The sequence below is a fragment of the Pseudomonas sp. C9-3 genome, assembly GCF_032392015.1.
GTDB classification, from domain to species: Bacteria; Pseudomonadota; Gammaproteobacteria; order Pseudomonadales; family Pseudomonadaceae; genus Pseudomonas; species Pseudomonas nitroreducens.
Window position 1 is genome coordinate 6,381,739 of record NZ_CP135919.1, and the last position, 17,683, is coordinate 6,399,421.

Here is a 17,683-nt window from a genome sequence, read left to right on the forward strand (position 1 = left end):
TATGAGAAAGTCCTTACTGTTGCCCTCTTTGCATTTGGCGATAGCGGCCGGTGTGTTGTCCGGCTGCTCGCTGATCCCCGACTACGAGCGCCCCGAGGCGCCCGTGGCCGCGGCTTACCCGCAGGGCGATGCCTACGATGCGGCGCAACCGGCCAACGCCGGCGCCGACATCGGCTGGCGCGAGTTCTTCAAGGACCCGCAACTGCAGCGACTGGTCGAAGTGTCGCTGGAAAACAACCGCGACCTGCGCGTCGCCGCGCTGAACATCGAAGCCTACCGGGCGCAGTACCGCATCCAGCGGGCCGACCTGTTCCCGGCGGTGGATGCCAGCTTCGACGGCTCGCGCCAGCGCCTGCCGGCGGACCTGTCGCAGACCGGCAGTTCGATGATCAGCAGCCAGTACGGTGCGACCCTGGGCATCACGTCCTGGGAAATCGACCTGTTCGGCCGCCTGCGTGCCCTGCGTGACCAGGCGCTGGAGCAGTACTTCGCCACCGAAGAGGCGCGTCGCAGCACCCAGACCAGCCTGGTGGCCAACGTCGCCAACGCCTACCTGACGCTGCGCGCCGACCAGGCCCAGTTGCAACTGACCCGCGACACCCTCGGCACCTACCAGAAGAGCTACGACCTGACCAAGCGCAGCTACGACGTCGGTGTCGCTTCGGCGCTGGACCTGCGCCAGGCGCAGACCTCGGTGGAAAGCGCGCGGGCGACCCTGGCGCAGTACACCCGCCTGGTGGCGCAGGACCAGAATGCCTTGGTGCTGCTGCTCGGTTCCGGCCTGCCGGCGGACCTGCCGCAAGGCCGTGGCCTGGGCGACGAACTGCTGGCCACCGTGCCGGCGGGCCTGCCCTCCGATCTGCTGCAACGCCGCCCGGACATCCTCCAGGCGGAACACCAGCTCAAGGCGGCCAACGCCAACATCGGCGCGGCGCGGGCGGCGTTCTTCCCGAACGTCAGCCTGACCGCGAACGCCGGCACCATCAGCCCGGACCTCGGCGGCCTGTTCGACGGCGGCTCCGGCACCTGGCTGTTCAAGCCGTCGATCAGCTTGCCGATCTTCAACGCCGGCAGCCTGCGCGCGAGCCTGGACCTGGCCAAGGTGCAGAAGGACATCAACATCGCGCAGTACGAGAAAGCCATTCAGACGGCGTTCTCCGAGGTGGCTGATGGTCTTGCCGCCCGTGGCACCTTCAACGAGCAACTGCAGGCGCAGCGCGCGCTGGTGGACGCCAGCAGCGAGTACTACCGCCTGGCCGACAAGCGCTACCGCACCGGTGTGGACAACTACCTCACCCTGCTCGATGCGCAACGCTCGCTGTTCAGTGCCCAGCAACAGCTGATCTCCGACCGCCTCAACCAGCTGACCAGCGAGGTCAACCTGTACAAGGCCCTCGGCGGCGGCTGGCAGGCCACGGCAGCTCAGGCCAAGCCGATCTCCAGCGAGGCTCCCGAAGGCCGGTTGTTCTGATCGGAAACAACAACGCCGCCCTTCGGGGCGGCGTTTTTGTTTGGGGGTAGGCGAGGGCTACACGTAGGGCGGATAACCCGGAACGGGTTATCCGCCGCTGAAGGGAAAGGGGATTGGTTTGCTGCCGGCCGAAGCCCCATGTGTCAGCCGGCACGGATAGCTCCCTCTCCCTTCAGGGAGAGGGCGGGGGAGAGGGTAGGTAGGGCTTTACGCAGGAGGTCCCTGCTAGCGAGCACGTATGGCGCGCCCTTACAGGTGAGCGCTGCGCGTCGCCGGCTGGATCTGGTTGTCCGCCAGCCAGTCCAGTGGCGGATAACGCCATAGGCGTTATCCGCCCTCCATTGTTGCGCGAAAGTTTGCGGCGCTTCGTGATTCTACTGGGGCCGGCGTGCTCTTCGTAGGAGCGAGCGTGCTCGCGAACCTGCGGATCAGAGCATTGCGCTGCGCGTCGCCGGCTGAATCTGGTTGTCCGCCAGCCAATCCAGCGCGCACTCGCGCAGTCGTTCGCCCTGGTAGACATACCAGGCCTGCAGCAGCTCGGGGTAACCCATCAGCACATGACGGAAGGCCTTGAACGGCTTGCGCCCCTCGATGGCGTTGGCCAGGGCGGAATAGGCGTGCGGCTCGGGCACTTCGCGGAGGAATTCGCGCATCAGCTCCAGCGACTGGCCGCTGCTCAGCGGCTCGATGGGCAGCAGGCGTTCCGGCTCGCGGTGCAGCAGTTCGGCCAGTTCAGGATCGGGGTCTTCTTCGGGAATCAGCAGCACCTGGCCGCTGAACAGATCGAGGTAGTGATCGATACCCTGGGTGTCGAGCGCGAAGGCGAGTTCGTCGAGGTCGATGGTCAGCGGGCGCATGGTCACTCTCCCTATATGGCGAGTGACCGATCCTACGCCATGCGCATGACAATTGTCCCGCCGGCCGGTGCGGGGGCACCGGCCAGCCGAGTCCTCACAGGCGGAAGCGCCCTACCTGCAGCTGCAGTTCGTTGCCCAGGCGCGCCAATTCGGTGCTGGAACTGGCAGTCTGTTCGCTGGCGGCGGCCGACTGGTCGGCGATCTCGCGCACCTGCACCACGCTGCGGTTGATCTCCTCGGCGACGCTGCTCTGTTCCTCGGCGGCGGAGGCAATCTGCAGGTTCATGCCCTGGATGTCGGCCACGGTGCGGGCGATCACGCCCAACGCCTCGCCGGCGCGGCGGGTCAGTTCCACCGAACTGCCGGTCAGGCGGCGGCTGTCGTCCATGCGCGTCACTGCTTCCTGGGCGCCGCGTTGCAGGCCGGCGATCAGGCCTTCGATCTCGGCGGTGGAGGACTGGGTGCGTTGGGCCAGGCCGCGCACCTCGTCGGCGACCACGGCGAATCCACGCCCGGCCTCGCCGGCACGGGCGGCCTCGATGGCGGCGTTGAGCGCCAGCAGGTTGGTCTGCTCGGCGACCGACTTGATCACATCCAGCACGCTGCCGATCTTTTCGCTTTCCTTGCGCAACAGCTCCATGGCCTCGGCGGAGCGATCCACTTCGATGGCCAGGCGGTCGATCTGGTTCACCGCATCCTGTACCACCTGGTCGCCCTGGCGCGCTTGCTGGTCGGCCTGTTGTGCGGCGGCGGAGGCCTGCTCGGCGTTGCGCGCGACTTCCTGCACGGTAGCGGCCATTTCGTGGATGGCGCTGGCGACCTGCTCGGTTTCCACGCGCTGGCTGTTCACCCCGGCGCGGGTCTGCTCGGTGACGGCGGAGAGTTCGTCAGCGGCGGTGGCCAGTTGGCTGACGCTGCCGCCGATGTGGCCGAGCAGCTGCGACAGGCTTTCGCGCATGCGCATCATCACGCGCTGCAATTGGCCCAGCTCGTCGCTGCGCTGCAGGTTGAGGTCACGGGAAAGGCCCTGGGACAGGTCGCCCTGGGCAATGCGCTCGGCCAGCTCCAGCGCCTCATGCAGCGGGCGGACGATCTGGCGGTTGATGGCCCAGCCCGACAGCATGCCGAAGGCGAGCGCCAGGATGGCGATGAGAATCTGCCGGGTCCTGGCGGCGGCGGTCTCGGCGTCGTTGCGCGCGAGGGTGTCGTCGTAAAGGTGGGTGGCGGCTGCGAGCAGCGCTTCGCTGGCGCCGTTCAGGCCCTTGCGTGCTTGCAGCGTGGCGTTGACGCCGTCGCGGAAGTGTTCGATGCCGCTGCGGTAGTTCTGCAGGTCTTTCAGGGCCGTACTCAGACCGTCGGCGGCGATGGCTGGTAACTGGTTCTGCAGCGCGGAGCCGGTGTCGCGCAGCTTGTCGAAGGCGGCGAAGGCGGCCTGTTCGGCATTGGCGGACTGCTCGAAGACGTAGCCACGAACCTGGTAGCGCACCACCAGCAGTTGCTGGTGCAGTTGGCCGACGGCCTGGGCGCTGTGCAGCAACTGGCTATCGCCGGGTTGCTCGGCGAGCAGGTCGAAGAGCTGCTTGTCCAGTGCCTCGAAGGCCTGCAGGGCGCTCTGCGCACTGCCTACCAGCGTGCTGCGGGCCTGGGTGCGCTGGTCCACGGCGCGGGTCAGGGCGCTGAAAGCTTCGCGGTATTCGCTCACCGCCTGGCGTGCGGCGCTCAATTGTCTGGCATCGATATCGCTGCCTTTCAGGCGCTGCTCGATCAGCTCCAGCATCTTCGTGCTGTGCTGCTCGACGCGCTCGGCCTGGCTGCGGTCGCCGCCCAGTTCGAACTGCAGGCGGGCGAGGTTGGCCTGCTGGCTGAGGTCGTTGAGCTCGGTGATGGTCGCCATCTGCTGGCCGCGCTCGGCCTGGTTGCTCAGGCTGTGCAGGCCGCTGAGCAGCACCAGCAGGGTGAGGAAGAGGAGGATACCGAAGCCCACCACCAGCTTGAGGCTGACGTTGAGACGTCCCAGCTGTACTACTAGCCAATCGTACATGTCGAATACTCCAGGCAGGCGTCGCCACGGGATCGACGGCCCGTGGCAGGCAACAACAAAAGATCGGAGGCGAGGTGGAATTGTCGGGACGCATCTTCGTGCGTCAGAGGCTATCGGCGGCAGCTACAGAAACTGAAGGTGCGAATTCGTCGCGGGGTTTCTCGCGTGGCGCGAGAGCTCTTGTAGGGGCGAGCTTGCTCGCGAACCGATCCCGGAGCGGGGTTTGTTCGCGAGCAAGCTCGCTCCTATAGGTGGAATCCGTGCATGGGAATGCCCTCACCCTAACCCTCTCCCAAAGGGAGAGGGGACCGTACGGTGAAGGGTGAAACCGTTGCATCAGCCGGCACGGATGGCTCCCTCTCCCTCTGGGAGAGGGCTGGGGTGAGGGGGAAGTACCAGTGCCGATGTCCGGTCTGGAGAAACAAAAAGGTCCGCATTGCGCGGGCCTTTTCATCACGGAACGATCAGACGCGGAAGCGGCTGACCAGCACTTGCAGCTCGTTGCCCAGCCGCGCCAGCTCGACGCTGGAGGCGGCGGTTTCCTCGCTGGCGGCGGCGGTCTGCTCGGAGATGTCGCGCACGTTCATCACGCTGCGGTTGATCTCCTCGGCCACCGCACTCTGTTGCTCGGAGGCGGCGGCAATCTGCTGGTTCATCGACTGGATGGTCGACACGGTGCGGGTGATTGCGCCCAGGCGCTCGCCGGCGCGGCGGGTCAGGTCGACGGTGCTGACGGTCAGGTCGCGGCTGGTTTCCATCATCTGCACGGCCTGCTGGGTGCCGCTCTGCAGGCCGGCGATCAGCTCCTCGATCTCCTCGGTGGAGGACTGGGTACGCTGCGCGAGGCCACGCACCTCGTCGGCCACCACGGCGAAACCACGCCCGGCGTCGCCGGCGCGGGCGGCCTCGATGGCGGCGTTGAGCGCCAGCAGGTTGGTCTGTTCGGCCACCGCCTTGATCACGTCCAGCACGCTGCCGATCTTTTCGCTCTCGCGCTTGAGCTTGAGCACCGACTCGTTGGTCCGGCCGACTTCGCCGGCCAGGCGGTCCATCTGGTTCACCGCTTCGTTCACCGCGCCTTCGCCGTCGCGGGCCTGGCGGTCGGCGGCGGAGGCGGCCTCGGAAGCTTCCTCGGCGTTGCGCGCGACTTCCTGCACGGTGGCGGCCATTTCGTTCATGGCGGTGGCGACCTGGTCGGTCTCGGTCTTCTGGTTGTTCACCCCGGCGCTGGTCTGCTCGGTCACCGCGGACAGTTCCTCGGCGGCGCTGGCGATCTGCGTCACGCCGTCGTGGATGTGGCTGATCAGCTCGCGCAGGGACAGGTTCATGCGCTGCATGCTCTTCTGCAACTGACCCAGTTCGTCGTGGCGGGTGGTGGGGATGTCACGGCTGAGGTCGCCGTCGGCGATGCGCTCAGCGTGGCCCAGCACGTCGCGCAGCGGATTGACGATCTGCCCGGTGATGATCCAGGCGGCGATGCTGCCCAGCACCAGGGCGATCAGCGCAGCCAGGCCGAGCAGGGTCTTGGCCTGGGTGACGCCTGCGTCGCGCTTGGCGGTCTGGGTGGCGGTCAGCTCGTTGCTCAGCTTCTCGATCTGCTGGCCGGAATCGCGCATGCGATCGCGGGCAGCCTGGCTGTCGTTCACTTCGTTGCGGTAGTTGGTCAGCGCGTTGCGGTAGGTTTCCAGCGCATCGAGGGTGGCGCGGAAATCGCCGTTCAGCTCGGCCGGTGAGGTGCTCATGTCGCTCTTCACGGCGTCGATCAGCTGCTGCAGCGCGGCGAAGGCGGGTTGTTCGAGGTTCTGTGCGTCGGTGCTGGTGTAGGCCATCACCTGCAGGCGCGCCTGCATCACGGCACGGCCCAGGCCGGAGAGGTCCTGCAGGTGCTGAAGACCTTCGGCGCTGCCGGTGCCGACCAGCTTCTGCTCGGCCTTCTGCAGGCCTTCGCTGACGGCGCCGGCGGACTTGATCAGCACCTGCTTGGCGGCGTCGCGTTCCTCGAAGGACTTCAGCAACTGGGCGTAGAGCTTGCGGTACTCCACGCTCAGCTCATGCTGCTGGTCAATGACGCGACGGTCCTCGGCCTCGGTGAACTTCTCGTTCAGCGAACGATGGCGCTGATCCAGCTTGTCCAGCGTATCGAGTACCAGCTTGGCGTCTTCCGGCGCGCGGGTGGACTGGAATTTCAGGCGGGCGATGCGCAGGTCCTTGGCGATCGCGATCAGCTCGGAAATCTCGCCGAGCTTGTCGCCACGGCTGATCACGTTGCCCAGGTTGATCCAGCCGGTAAGGGCGATCAGCAGGGTGAGCAGCAGCACCAGGCCGAAGCCCGATGCCAGTTTGAGTTTGACACTGAGGTTGTTGAACCAGCGAAACATGAAGGCGGCGCTCCAGGGGTTGTACGAGGCCGGTACGCATGGCTGAGCGGGAAATGCGCAGAGTGGGGGACGACCGGTAGCCCAGATATCGGCTTCGCTGCCTGGAACTGAAGTGTTTCGAGTTATTTTTCTGACTGGTGGTTCACGCTGGAGGCCGCGTCGTTACTGGCTTTGCGCCAGTTCGACTTAGAACAGTCGTGCCAGAAGAGCGGTCACGGCGGTCTCGACGCGCAGGATGCGTTCGCCCAGTTGCACGGGGTTCAGGCCGGCCTCGCGCAGCTTGTCGACCTCGTAGGGAATCCAGCCGCCTTCCGGGCCGATGGCCAGGGTCACCGGTTCGCTCAGTGCCCGCGGGCATTCCGGCCAGGGGCCCGGGTGGCCAATCAGGCCGAGACTGCCGGCAGCGAGGGCGGGCAGGCGATCCTCGACGAAGGGCTTGAAGCGCTTCTCGATGATCACTTCGGGCAGCACGGTGTCGCGTGCCTGTTCGAGGCCGAGGATCAGTTGCTCGCGCACCGCCTCGGGTTCGAGGAAGGGCGTCTGCCAGAAGCTCTTTTCCACCCGGTAGCTGTTGAGCAGCACCAGGCGCGGGACGCCCATGGCGGCGACGGTCTGCAGCACGCGGCGGAGCATCTTCGGGCGGGGCAGGGCGAGCAGCAGGGTCAGCGGCAGCTTGGCCGGCGGGGGCTGGTCGAAGCTGACCTGCAGTTCGGCCTCGTTCGGTTCCAGGCGCAGCAGGCGGCCTTCGCCCATCAAGCCGCCGAGGCGGCCAACGCGCATGCGGTCGCCGCTTTCGGCGCGATGGACTTCCTGCATGTGGGTCAGGCGGCGGTCGCGCAGGATCACGCGATCCGCCGCAACGAAGTCGGCGTCGTCGAGCAGCAGCAGGTTCACGGGCGGGTGGCCGGTGGCTGGTCGCCCTTGGACTCTTCTTCCTCTTCCGGACCGCGCTTGCGGATCAGGTGGCTGAACAGCACGCCGGCCTCGAACAGCATCCACATCGGCACTGCCAGCAAGGTTTGCGACAGCGGGTCCGGCGGGGTGAGGACCATGCCGACGACGAAGCAGCCGATGATCACGTAGGGGCGGATCTTCTTCAGGTAGGCCACGTCGACCACGCCGATCCACACCAGCAGCACGGTGGCGACGGGAATCTCGAAGGCCACGCCGAAGGCGAACAGCAGGGTCAGGAAGTCCAGGTAGCTGTTGATGTCGGTCATCGGCGTCACGCCTTCCGGGGCCTGGCCGAGGAAGAAGTGGAACATCAACGGGAATACCAGGAAGTAGGCGAAGGCCATACCGGCGTAGAACAGCACGATGCTGGAGGCCAGCAGCGGCAGGGCGACGCGCTTCTCGTGCTTGTACAGGCCCGGCGCAATGAAGCCCCAGACCTGGCCGAGGATCACCGGCATGGCGATCAGCACGGCGACGATCATGGTCAGCTTCAGCGGTGCGAGGAAGGCCGACGCCGGGTCGATGGCGATCATGGTCGCGCCTTCGGGCAGGAAGCGCCGCAGCGGCTCGGAGGCCAGGGCGTAGATCTTCTGCGAGAAGTACAGCAGGCCGATGAAGATCACGAAGATCGCCACTACGCAGCGCAACAGGCGCGTACGCAGTTCGGTCAGGTGCGAGACCAGGGGCATTTCCTGGTCTTGTTCGGGCTGGTCGGGTTTTTCGGCGCTCATGGGGTACGCGGCGTCTCGGAAGAAGCGGGCGGCTGGCTTGCGGCAGTCGGTTGGCTCGGCTGGTCGGCTTCTGTCGCCTGCGGCGCAGCAGGTGTCGCTTGCGTAACGGCAGGCGGAGCAATCCCCGCGCCCGGCAGGCTGTTCAGCCGGCTATTGGGCGCAATGGTCGGCGCCGCGGGCGGTTCAGCGGGCGCGTCCTGGCTTTCGGGCTGGGCCGGCTGCTGCGGATTGAAGGCTTCCCGGGCCTGGTCTTGCAGGTCGGTCAGCGGCGCCATCAGCTTCTTGGCTTCCTGCTCCATCTGCAGGATGTGCTCGTTGTGCAGCTGGCGACGGATTTCATCCGCGCCCAACTCGCGCTCCACTTCCGTCTTGATGGCGTTGAAGCTGCGCTTGAGCCGGCCGATCCACAGGCCGGCCGTGCGCGCGGCGCCCGGCAGGCGGTCGGGGCCGAGCACCAGCAGGGCGACGAGCCCTACCAGCAGCAGTTCGCTGAAGCTGATACCGAACATGAATCAGTCCTTGCGCGCCGGCTCTTCGACCTTGTGCGCCTGGGCGTCGATGGTGTGCGGCTGGTTCAGCGGCGGAGTGCCGGCAGCGGCGTTCGGGTCCTTCTTCTCGTCTTCCTCGGTGTTCATCGCCTTCTTGAAGCCCTTGATGGCTTCGCCGACGTCCGAGCCGAGGTTCTTCAGGCGCTTGGTGCCGAAGACCAGGACCACGACGATCAGGATGACGACCCAGTGTTTCCAGTCAAAGATGCCCATCTTGTTCTCCTCGAATTGTTCGTATCAGGCCGACGGTTGGCGCGCGGCTTTTTCGTCATGCCCGGAAAGACCGAAGCGGCGGTCCAGCTCGTCCAGTACTGCCTGCGGGTGCTGGCCAAGGGCGGCGAGCATCACCAGGGAGTGGAACCAGAGGTCGGCCGTTTCGTAGATCAGGTCCGTGCAGTCACCGCTGGCGGCGGCGTCCTTGGCGGCAAGAATGGTTTCCACCGACTCTTCGCCAACCTTCTCCAGGATCTTGTTCAGGCCCTTGTGATACAGGCTGGCCACGTAGGAGCTGTCCGGTGCGGCATTCTTGCGCGCTTCGAGGACTTCCGCCAGACGGGCGAGGGTATCAGTGCTCATGGGGTTTTCCTGTACCTACGTGGGAGTAGATGGCATCCGGGTCCTTGAGGACCGGGTCGACGGTCTGCCAGGCGCCGTTCTCGAACACCCGGTAGAAGCAGCTCTCGCGGCCGGTGTGGCAAGCGATGCCGCCCAGTTGCTCGACCATCAGGATCACCACGTCGGCGTCGCAGTCCAGGCGCAGCTCGTGCAGTTTCTGCACGTGCCCGGAGTCCTCGCCCTTGCGCCAGAGCTTGCCGCGCGAGCGCGACCAGTAGATGGCGCGGTTCTCGGCGGCGGTGAGGGCCAGGGCCTCACGGTTCATCCAGGCCATCATCAGCACGCGGCCGGTGCGATGGTCCTGGGCGATCGCCGGCACCAGTCCATCGGCATTCCAGTTGATTTCGTCCAGCCAGTCTTTCATCTCGGGTTCCGTACAGCGGGCACGCATGGTGCCCAGAGCCACGTTGTAAGCCACTTCGTATAGCGGTTAAGTGTGCCAGCCACCGCGGCGACTGGCTATCGGCGCAGAATCAGATACAGACCACCGGCCAGCATCGCCCAGGCTGGCCAGGCCGCGAGGCTGTGGGTGGCGAGGCCGGTTTCTGCGGCGCCGGCGACCAGCACCGCGCCAATCAGTCGCGCCGGCCAGGCGCTGGCCATGCCGGCCTGGGTGCCGGTCAGGCGTGCTTCGGGCTGCGGCTCGCGGGACAGGCGCTCCAGCGTATCGCGGGTCATCTGCGCCAGGTGCGGCAGTTGTTCGATGTGCTGCTGGGCGTTGCGCAGCAGGGTGCCGGGGCTGACGCGATCACGCATCCAGCGCTCCAGGAAGGGCTGCGCGGTGGTCCACAGGTCCAGCTCCGGGTAGAGCTGGCGGCCCAGGCCTTCGATGTTCAGCAGGGTCTTCTGCAGCAGTACCAGCTGCGGCTGCACTTCCATGTTGAAGCGCCGCGCGGTCTGGAACAGGCGCAGCAGCACCTGGCCGAAGGAGATGTCCTTGAGCGGCTTCTCGAAGATCGGCTCGCACACGGTGCGGATCGCCGCCTCGAAATCATTGACCTTGGTTTCCGCCGGCACCCAGCCCGAGTCGATGTGCAACTGGGCGACCTTGCGGTAGTCGCGCTTGAAGAAGGCGATCAGGTTGCGCGCCAGGTAGTCCTGGTCTTCGTCGGTGAGGCTGCCGACGATGCCGCAGTCCACCGCGATGTATTGCGGACTCCACGGCGTGCGGGTGCTGACGAAGATGTTGCCGGGGTGCATGTCGGCGTGGAAGAAGCTGTCGCGGAACACCTGGGTGAAGAAGATCTCCACGCCACGTTCGGCCAGCGCCTTGAAGTCGGTGCGCTGGTCGCGCAGGGTCTCGAGGTCGGTTACCGGAATGCCGTAGATGCGCTCCATCACCAGCACCTTGGGGCGGCACCAGTCCCAGTAGACCTGGGGTACGTAAAGCAGCGGCGAGCCTTCGAAGTTGCGCCGCAGCTGCGAGGAGTTGGCCGCTTCGCGCAGCAGGTCCAACTCGTCGTAGATGGTCTTCTCGTAGTCGCTGACCACTTCGGCCGGGTGCAGGCGGCGGGCGTCGGCGGAGATGCGCTCGGCGGTGCGGGCGAGGATGTGCAGCCAGGCGATGTCGGAGCGGATTACCGGTTCGAGGTTCGGGCGGATGACCTTCACCACCACGTCCTCGCCGGATTTCAGCTGCGCGGTGTGCACCTGCGCCACCGAGGCGGAGGCCAGCGGTTCGCGCTCGAAGCGGGAGAACACCTGCTCGATCTTCGCGCTGAGCTGCTGCTCGATGAGTGCCACGGCCTGTTCCGGCGGGAAGGGCGGCACCTTGTCCTGGAGGAAGGCCAGCTCCAGGGCGATGTCGTCGGGCAACAGATCGCGGCGGGTGGAGAGTATCTGGCCGAACTTGATGAAGATCGGCCCGAGGTCTTCCAGCGCCAGCCGGATGCGCGCGCCCCGGCTGAGCTCCAGCGGTTTGCGCGGCAGCCAGCGCCAGGGCAGCAAACCGCCCAGCAGGCGCAGCCACCACGGCAGGAAGGGCAGTTCGAGGACCATGTCGTCCAGGCGGTAGCGGATGGCTACGCGCTGGATGCGCAGCAGGCGGCGGAAGGCGAGCAGCTTCATGCGTCGGGTTTGATCTTCTGGGTCAGGCGGGTGATCCGCGCGTCGAGGCGGTCGAGGGACATCTTCAACTGGTCCAGCTCGGCGAAGCGTGCTTCGGCTTCGTGCTGGCCGACCAGGCTGCGGCTCTCCTCGGCGAGGTAGTCGGCGAGGCTCAGGCGCAGGCTTTCCAGGCTGTCGCCGGCCCAGGCCATGCCGCCGCGCAGGCGCGCGCCGAGTAGGTGCGCGGGCACCGGGCCGAGCCAGCGGGAGACTTCATATTCCCAGTCCAGCTCCAGGCTCTGGAGGATATCGGCCAGCTCCAGCAGCATCGCGCTGTCGCCGCCCATGGTCACTTCAGGGCTGTGCAGGACGCGGGTCTTGTCCTTGGCCAGCGCCAGTTGCAGCAGGCTGCCGGCCGGCGCGACGAGGGTGCAGTCGGCCTGCGCCTCGTGGTGCGCGGCGAGGTGCAGGCCGTCGGCGTCGGGCAGGATGAACAGCCTGAGCGCGGGCGCCTGGCAGTCCACTTCCAGCACCTTGCCGGCGAGCCGGCCAAGGCGCTTCAGCGCCACGTCATCGAGCCGCAGCACGCGGTTGACGGTGGCTTCGGCGCTGGCCAGGGCGGCCTGCAGGAGCAGGGTCATCAGGGCTTGATGCCGCGGTGCAGGGCGACCACGCCGCCGGTCATGTTGTGGTAGGTGACGCGGTCGAAGCCGGCCTCCACCATCATCGACTTCAGCGTTTCCTGGTCGGGGTGCATGCGGATCGATTCGGCCAGGTAGCGGTAGCTCTCGGCATCGTTGGTCACCAGCTTGCCCATCAGCGGCAGCAGGGTGAAGGAGTACGCGTCGTACGCCTTGGACAGCAGGCTGCTGGTGGGCTTGGAGAACTCCAGCACGAGCAGGCGGCCGCCGGGCTTGAGCACCCGCAGCATGGAGCGGATGGCTTCGTCCTTGTGGGTGACGTTGCGCAGGCCGAAGGCGATGGTTACCGCGTCGAAATAATTGTCGGGGAACGGCAGCTTCTCGGCGTCGGCCTGAACGAAGTTGACGTTGCCGGCGACGCCGCTGTCGAGCAGCTTGTCGCGGCCGACCTTGAGCATCGAGGCGTTGATGTCGGCCAGCACCACTTCGCCGGTCGGGCCGACCAGGCGGGAGAACTGGCGGGTCAGGTCGCCGGTGCCGCCGGCGATGTCCAGCACCCGGTTGCCGGCGCGCACGCCGGACAGCTCGATGGTGAAGCGCTTCCACAGACGGTGGACGCCGCCGGACATCAGGTCGTTCATCAGGTCGTACTTGGCGGCGACCGAGTGGAACACCTCGGCGACCTTCTCGGCCTTCTCGCTCTCGCGCACGGTCTTGTAGCCGAAGTGCGTGGTGGGATCGGCGCTGTCCTGGCCGGCTTGGGGCTTGCGCGGTTCGCTCATGGCGTTTCTACCCTGGAAGTCAGTGGCGGGCATTCTAACAGGATGCGGAGAAAACGCCGCCCCGCTCGCCGCCGCAAGAGGGGCGCCGGGGTGCGGCGATACGGCGCGGCGCGTATCATCTGGAAAGTCAGTCACTCGCGGAGTTCCAGCATGTCCCGTATCCACGTCGAACGTTCCCACTCCCTCGGCCTCGAAGCCGCTCGCGCCAAGGCGGAGAAGCTCGCCGACAAGCTCGGCCGCGAGCACGGCGTGAGCAGCGAGTGGCAGGGCGACACCCTGCTGTTCAAGCGCAGCGGCGTGGACGGGCGCATCGAAGTGGGCGCGGACAAGGTCGCGGTCGACGTGAAGCTGGGCCTGATGCTCTCGGCCATGGGCGGCCTGCTCAAGGGCGAGATCGAGCGCGCGCTGGACAAGGCGCTGGCCTGATACCTTTCGGCCCCGCTCCCGGCGGGGCCAAGCCGCTTTCGGGCGGCGGCGGCTTTCCTGCAAAGCCTGGTATGTGTTTTCTAATTTTCCCCGATACCTTGGCCCACAGTCCCGCCTTTCGCGGGCAGCTGTTCGACATCATCGAATCAGAACCCTGTGAGGTGCCACCATGGCCAAGGCTGTCAGCAAGAAGAAAGTCGTAGAACTCGAATCCTCCCTCTACTCCGATGCCAAGCACTACGCGCGGCAGATCTGGCTCGCGGGCCTGGGCACCTACGCCAAGGTGGGCCAGGAAGGCAGCGAATACTTCAAGGAACTGGTGAAGTCCGGCGAGTCCGTGGAGAAGAAAGGCCGTGACCTGGTGAGCACCCAGATCGACGCCGCCAACGACAGCGTCAAGGGTCGCCTGCACAGCGTCAAAGCCAAGCTCAACTTCGACAGGATCGAAGAAGCGTTCGATGCGCGTGTCGCCTCCGCCCTCAATCGAATCGGAATTCCCTCCAGGCGTGATGTGGAGGCGCTCTCTGCTAAGCTGGATGAGCTGAGCGCAGTGCTCGAGCGTGTCGCGAGAACCCAATAAGGAGAGCAGGATGGCTGGCAAAAAAACTACCGATAAAAAAGAGTCCAGTTGGATCGGCGAGATCGAGAAATACTCGCGGCAGATCTGGCTGGCTGGCTTGGGGGCCTACTCGAAGGTCAGCAAGGACGGCAGCAAGGTGTTCGAGACCCTGGTCAAGGACGGCGAGAAGGCTGAGAAACTGGCCAAGACCGAAGTCGAGGGTGCGGTGAAGACTTCCACCCGTTCCGCGAAGGCGCGCGTCGATGCCGTCAAGGGCGCCGCGATCGGCAAGTGGGGCGAGCTGGAAGAGGCCTTCGACAAGCGCCTGAACAGCGCGATTTCGCGCCTGGGCGTACCGAGCAGCCGTGAAGTGAAGGACCTGCACAGCAAGGTCGACAGCCTCACCAAGCAGATCGAGAAACTCACCGGCGTCAGCGTAAAGACCGCCAAACCGGCCGCCAAGGCCGCCGCCAAACCCGCAGCGAAAGCAGCCGCCAAACCGGCCGCGAAACCCGCTGTGAAGACCGCCGCGTCCAAGCCGGCGGCCAAGGCTGCCGCGAAGCCTGCTGCCAAACCGGCCGCCAAGCCCGCCGCGAAAACCGCTGCGAAGCCGGCTGCCAAGGCTGCCGCCAAACCCGCTGCCAAGCCTGCCGCGAAACCGGCTGCCAAGGCCGCGGCCAAGCCTGCTGCCAAGCCCGCTGCTGCGAAAGCCGCTGCGAAGCCGGCAGCCAAGCCCGCTGCGAAACCGGCTGCTGCCGCCAAGCCTGCCGCTGCGAAACCTGCAGCCAAGCCGGCCGCGGCGAAGAAGCCCGCCGTGAAGAAACCTGCTGCACCCAAGGCCGCCGCCAAGCCGGCTGCTCCGAAGCCGGCAACCGCTCCGGCCGCCACCCCGGCACCGTCGGCCCCTGCCGCCGCGCCGGCCGTGACGCCGTCCGCTGCCGCTCCGGCGACGCCGTCGTCCCAGGCCTGATCGGTCTGCTGCAACACCCACGCCCGGCCTCGTACCGGGCGTTTTCATTCTCCCAAGGGAAAAGCTTGCGGGGAAAATTCAGGGGGCGAGGTAGCGCTTGGCGAGGCGCTCGGCGATCAGCTGCGAGTCGGGGCGCAGGTGCGGCGCCACCAGCATCATCACCTGGAACACCACGTGGCGGACATCGCCCTCGTGGCCGAGGATGCGCTGGTAATCCAGCGAGAACAGCAGTGTCAGGGTGATCTGCTCGACCAGTTGGCCGAGGGCCTCGGTATCGCTGAGCAGTTCGTCCTGCGCCTTGAGTTGCGCCAGCAAGGTGGCCAGTGTGCGCTTGAGCTGGTTGAGCCAGGCGCGCATGCCGCGGGCCAGTTTGGGCAGCTTTCCGGAGAGGTTGGAGAGGTCCTGGAAGAGGAAGCGGTAGTGCGCCAGGCGCTCGACGATCAGGTGCAGGAACAGCCAGTAGTCTTCGGCACCCAGCCGCACGTCCTCGGGCGGGTCGAGCAGCGGCGCCAGTTCGTCCTGGAAGCGCTCGAACAGCGCGAGCACCAGCGGCTCCTTGCCGTGGAAGTGGTAATAGAGATTGCCGGGGCTGATGCCCAGTTCGGTGGCGATCTCCAGGGTTGAAACGTTGGGCTCGCCCTGCTCGTTGAACAGCTGCAGGGCGCATTCGAGAATCCGGTCGCGCGTTTTCATCCGTGTACTTGTTCCAACTGCAGTGGGGCCGACGATAGCTTCGATTAGCGGCGGCCCGCAATTGCCGGCACACCAACTTTCGGGGTGTTGACTGACCTGTAGGAGCGAGCTGGCTCGCGAACATCGTCGGGCGCACACGGCATCAGGTAATTCGCGAGCAAGCTCGCTCCTACGGAAGCAGTACAGTGCCAGTGGTGCGGACGGGGCGGGCAACCCGTATCGGGTTGCCGCGCTCAGCGCACGTGTACGTACGTCCCCGGCGCGGCCTCCTTGGGCGGGTATTCGGCGTTGCCCAGCTCGAAGCTCACCGGGCGGCGCTCGCCCGAGCGCTGCTGGATCCACTCCAGCCACAGCGGCCACCAGCTGCCTTCCTGGCGTTTGGTGTCGTAGTACCAGGCGCGCGGGTCGGAACTGATCTTGCCGTTCTCGAAATAGCAGGCCTTGGGGTTGCCAGGCGGGTTGAGGATGCTCTGGATATGCCCGCTGTTGGAGAGCACGAAACGGCTGTCGCCGCCCAGCAGTTGAGCCGAGCGATATACCGCGTCCCACGGGGTAATGTGGTCGGTGATGCCGGCGACGTGGAAGTTGTCCACCGCCACTTTCTTCAGGTCGATGGCGCTGCCGTTGACCTCCATGGCGCCGGGGCGAGCCAGCGGGTTGTGCTTGAAGAAGTCGAGGAAGTCCCCGTGCAGTGCGGCGGGCAGGCGGGTGTTGTCGTTGTTCCAGTAGAGGATGTCGAAGGCCGGCGGCTGCTTGCCCAGCAGGTAGTTGTTGACCCAGTAGTTCCAGATCAGGTCGTTGGGCCGCATCCAGGCGAACACCTTGGCCATGTCACGGCCGTCCAGAACGCCGTGCTGGTAGGAGCGGCGCTTGCTGCTCTCCAGGGTCTGTTCGTCGGCGAACAGCGCGGCGGGCGTTTCCACCTGGCTGTCCAGCAGGCTGACCAGGTAGGTCGCGCTGGCAATCTTGCGCAGTTGCCGGCGCGCCTGCAGGTGGCCCTGCAGGGCCGCGATGGTCAGGCCGCCGGAGCAGGCGCCCATCAGGTTCACGCTGCGGCTGCCGCTGATGGAGCGGCACGCCTCGATGGCTTCATCCAGCGCCGTGACGTAGGTCGACAGCCCCCATTCGCGGTGACGCGCATCGGGGTTGCGCCAGCTGACCATGAATACCTGCAGGTTATTCTTCAGGGCGTACTGGACGAAGCTCTTCTCCGGCGACAAGTCGAAGATGTAGAACTTGTTGATCTGCGGCGGCACGATCAGCAGCGGCTTGGCATGCAGGTGCTCGCCCATCGGCTTGTACTGGATCAGCTCCAGCACTTCGTTGCGGAACACCACGGCACCGTGAGTGGTGGCCAGGTTCTGGCCGATCTCGAAGGCGTTGCGGTTGACCTGGCTGGGCATGCCGCCGTTGTGCATCAGGTCGTCCAGCAGATGCTGCACGCCCTTGAGGACGCTCTGGCCGCCGGTATTGAACAGCTCCTTCACCGCCAGGGGGTTGAGCAGCGTGTTGGACGGCGAGGCGGCGTCGGACAGGATCGACAGCAGGAACCGGGCGCGGGCGCGGTCGTCGGGCTTCAGGTCGCTCTCGTCGACCCATGCGAGCAACTGCTTCTGCCAGGCCAGGTAGGCCTGCACGGTACGCCGGTAAAGCGGGTTCAGCCGCCAGGACGGGTCCTGGAAGCGCGCGTCCTGCGGGTTGGGTTGCAGCGGCGAGTCGCCGATCAGCACCTTGCCCACCTGCCTGCCGAACGCTGCCAGGTGCTTCGCCGAATGCATCGGCTGGCGCACGCCCTGCAGCGCCAGCATGCGCAGGGTGGACAGCATGTCCTTGCCGCGCAGGCCGACCATCGCGCTCTGCGCATTCATGTATTGGGTGGGAACGGGGACGCTACCAGGCTCAGCTTTCTCTCGCATGAACAGCACTCCGTAAAGGGTCCGACCTGCCAAAGGCGAAGCAAGGGCTGTACCG

General features: G+C 66.2%; 18 protein-coding genes and 2 pseudogenes. 4 read left to right on the forward strand and 16 right to left on the reverse strand.

The genetic code is table 11. From position 1 onward, the window contains the following. Window position 1 precedes the first annotated feature (1 nt). The gene (locus RS899_RS29290; protein ID WP_054907844.1) at window positions 2-1,471 is read left to right on the forward strand and encodes an AdeC/AdeK/OprM family multidrug efflux complex outer membrane factor; all 1,470 of its coding nucleotides are present in this window, start codon (window positions 2-4) and stop codon (window positions 1,469-1,471) included. A 428-nt stretch (window positions 1,472-1,899) separates the two neighbouring features. On the opposite strand, the gene RS899_RS29295 is transcribed toward RS899_RS29290, so the two are convergent. The 14 genes and pseudogenes from RS899_RS29295 to ubiE form a co-directional block, all read right to left on the reverse strand. After that, window positions 1,900-2,328 carry a UPF0158 family protein gene (locus tag RS899_RS29295; protein ID WP_233297073.1) on the reverse strand — a complete coding sequence of 143 codons (429 nt, stop codon included), beginning with the start codon at window positions 2,326-2,328 and terminating at the stop codon, window positions 1,900-1,902. Window positions 2,329-2,422: 94 nt separating this feature from the next. Then, window positions 2,423-3,295 carry a methyl-accepting chemotaxis protein gene (locus RS899_RS30935; protein WP_374701923.1) on the reverse strand — a complete coding sequence of 291 codons (873 nt, stop codon included), beginning with the start codon at window positions 3,293-3,295 and terminating at the stop codon, window positions 2,423-2,425. Window positions 3,296-3,328: 33 nt separating this feature from the next. Then, window positions 3,329-4,369: pseudogene (locus tag RS899_RS30940) on the reverse strand (methyl-accepting chemotaxis protein); the annotation flags it as partial. A gap of 464 nt (window positions 4,370-4,833) precedes the next feature. Beyond that, a complete protein-coding gene (locus RS899_RS30945) occupies window positions 4,834-5,706 on the reverse strand; it encodes a methyl-accepting chemotaxis protein (RefSeq protein WP_374701924.1) in 873 nt (290 codons plus the stop codon). A gap of 48 nt (window positions 5,707-5,754) precedes the next feature. Next, window positions 5,755-6,747: pseudogene (locus RS899_RS30950) on the reverse strand (methyl-accepting chemotaxis protein); the annotation flags it as partial. Between the two features lie 186 nt (window positions 6,748-6,933). Then, window positions 6,934-7,641 (reverse strand): 16S rRNA (uracil(1498)-N(3))-methyltransferase, encoded by a 708-nt coding sequence (locus RS899_RS29310; protein ID WP_054907848.1) that lies wholly within the window; start codon window positions 7,639-7,641, stop codon window positions 6,934-6,936. Then, window positions 7,638-8,432, reverse strand: a complete 795-nt coding sequence (gene tatC / locus RS899_RS29315; RefSeq protein WP_054907849.1) for a twin-arginine translocase subunit TatC — start codon at window positions 8,430-8,432, stop codon at window positions 7,638-7,640. The genes RS899_RS29310 and tatC overlap by 4 nt, the downstream gene beginning before the upstream one ends. Further along, window positions 8,429-8,941 (reverse strand): Sec-independent protein translocase protein TatB, encoded by a 513-nt coding sequence (gene tatB / locus RS899_RS29320; RefSeq protein ID WP_054907850.1) that lies wholly within the window; start codon window positions 8,939-8,941, stop codon window positions 8,429-8,431. The genes tatC and tatB overlap by 4 nt, the downstream gene beginning before the upstream one ends. A gap of 3 nt (window positions 8,942-8,944) precedes the next feature. Next, window positions 8,945-9,193 carry a twin-arginine translocase TatA/TatE family subunit gene (locus RS899_RS29325; RefSeq protein WP_024766217.1) on the reverse strand — a complete coding sequence of 83 codons (249 nt, stop codon included), beginning with the start codon at window positions 9,191-9,193 and terminating at the stop codon, window positions 8,945-8,947. 24 nt (window positions 9,194-9,217) lie between these two features. Further along, window positions 9,218-9,556: a phosphoribosyl-ATP diphosphatase gene (locus RS899_RS29330; protein WP_045212901.1), complete on the reverse strand. Its 339-nt coding sequence runs from the start codon at window positions 9,554-9,556 to the stop codon at window positions 9,218-9,220. Then, complete coding sequence (hisI, locus tag RS899_RS29335) at window positions 9,546-9,959, reverse strand: phosphoribosyl-AMP cyclohydrolase (protein WP_184590387.1); 414 nt, start codon at window positions 9,957-9,959, stop codon at window positions 9,546-9,548. Before hisI ends, RS899_RS29330 begins: the two co-directional genes overlap by 11 nt. A gap of 95 nt (window positions 9,960-10,054) precedes the next feature. Continuing rightward, the gene (gene ubiB / locus RS899_RS29340) at window positions 10,055-11,662 is read right to left on the reverse strand and encodes a ubiquinone biosynthesis regulatory protein kinase UbiB (protein WP_315808677.1); all 1,608 of its coding nucleotides are present in this window, start codon (window positions 11,660-11,662) and stop codon (window positions 10,055-10,057) included. Next, a complete protein-coding gene (locus tag RS899_RS29345) occupies window positions 11,659-12,285 on the reverse strand; it encodes a ubiquinone biosynthesis accessory factor UbiJ (protein ID WP_315810484.1) in 627 nt (208 codons plus the stop codon). The genes ubiB and RS899_RS29345 overlap by 4 nt, the downstream gene beginning before the upstream one ends. Continuing rightward, window positions 12,282-13,064: a bifunctional demethylmenaquinone methyltransferase/2-methoxy-6-polyprenyl-1,4-benzoquinol methylase UbiE gene (gene ubiE, locus RS899_RS29350; protein WP_054907853.1), complete on the reverse strand. Its 783-nt coding sequence runs from the start codon at window positions 13,062-13,064 to the stop codon at window positions 12,282-12,284. The genes RS899_RS29345 and ubiE overlap by 4 nt, the downstream gene beginning before the upstream one ends. A gap of 150 nt (window positions 13,065-13,214) precedes the next feature. Between ubiE and RS899_RS29355 the strand changes: the two genes are divergently transcribed. The 3 genes from RS899_RS29355 to RS899_RS29365 all read left to right on the forward strand — a co-directional run bounded on the left by RS899_RS29355 (window position 13,215) and on the right by RS899_RS29365 (window position 15,019). Continuing rightward, entirely contained in the window at window positions 13,215-13,490 is a 276-nt protein-coding gene (locus RS899_RS29355; protein WP_024767449.1) for a polyhydroxyalkanoic acid system family protein, read from the forward strand. 169 nt (window positions 13,491-13,659) lie between these two features. Further along, a complete protein-coding gene (locus tag RS899_RS29360; protein WP_054907855.1) occupies window positions 13,660-14,070 on the forward strand; it encodes a phasin family protein in 411 nt (136 codons plus the stop codon). A 10-nt stretch (window positions 14,071-14,080) separates the two neighbouring features. Then, window positions 14,081-15,019, forward strand: a complete 939-nt coding sequence (locus tag RS899_RS29365) for a phasin family protein (protein ID WP_054907856.1) — start codon at window positions 14,081-14,083, stop codon at window positions 15,017-15,019. 78 nt (window positions 15,020-15,097) lie between these two features. Here RS899_RS29365 and RS899_RS29370 read toward each other — a convergent pair whose 3' ends face one another. Both RS899_RS29370 and phaC read right to left on the reverse strand, forming a co-directional pair. Then, on the reverse strand, window positions 15,098-15,712 hold the full coding sequence (locus RS899_RS29370; protein WP_024766499.1) for a TetR/AcrR family transcriptional regulator: 615 nt from the start codon (window positions 15,710-15,712) through the stop codon (window positions 15,098-15,100). Between the two features lie 233 nt (window positions 15,713-15,945). Continuing rightward, window positions 15,946-17,628, reverse strand: a complete 1,683-nt coding sequence (gene phaC, locus RS899_RS29375) for a class II poly(R)-hydroxyalkanoic acid synthase (protein ID WP_315808678.1) — start codon at window positions 17,626-17,628, stop codon at window positions 15,946-15,948. Window positions 17,629-17,683: the final 55 nt, after the last annotated feature.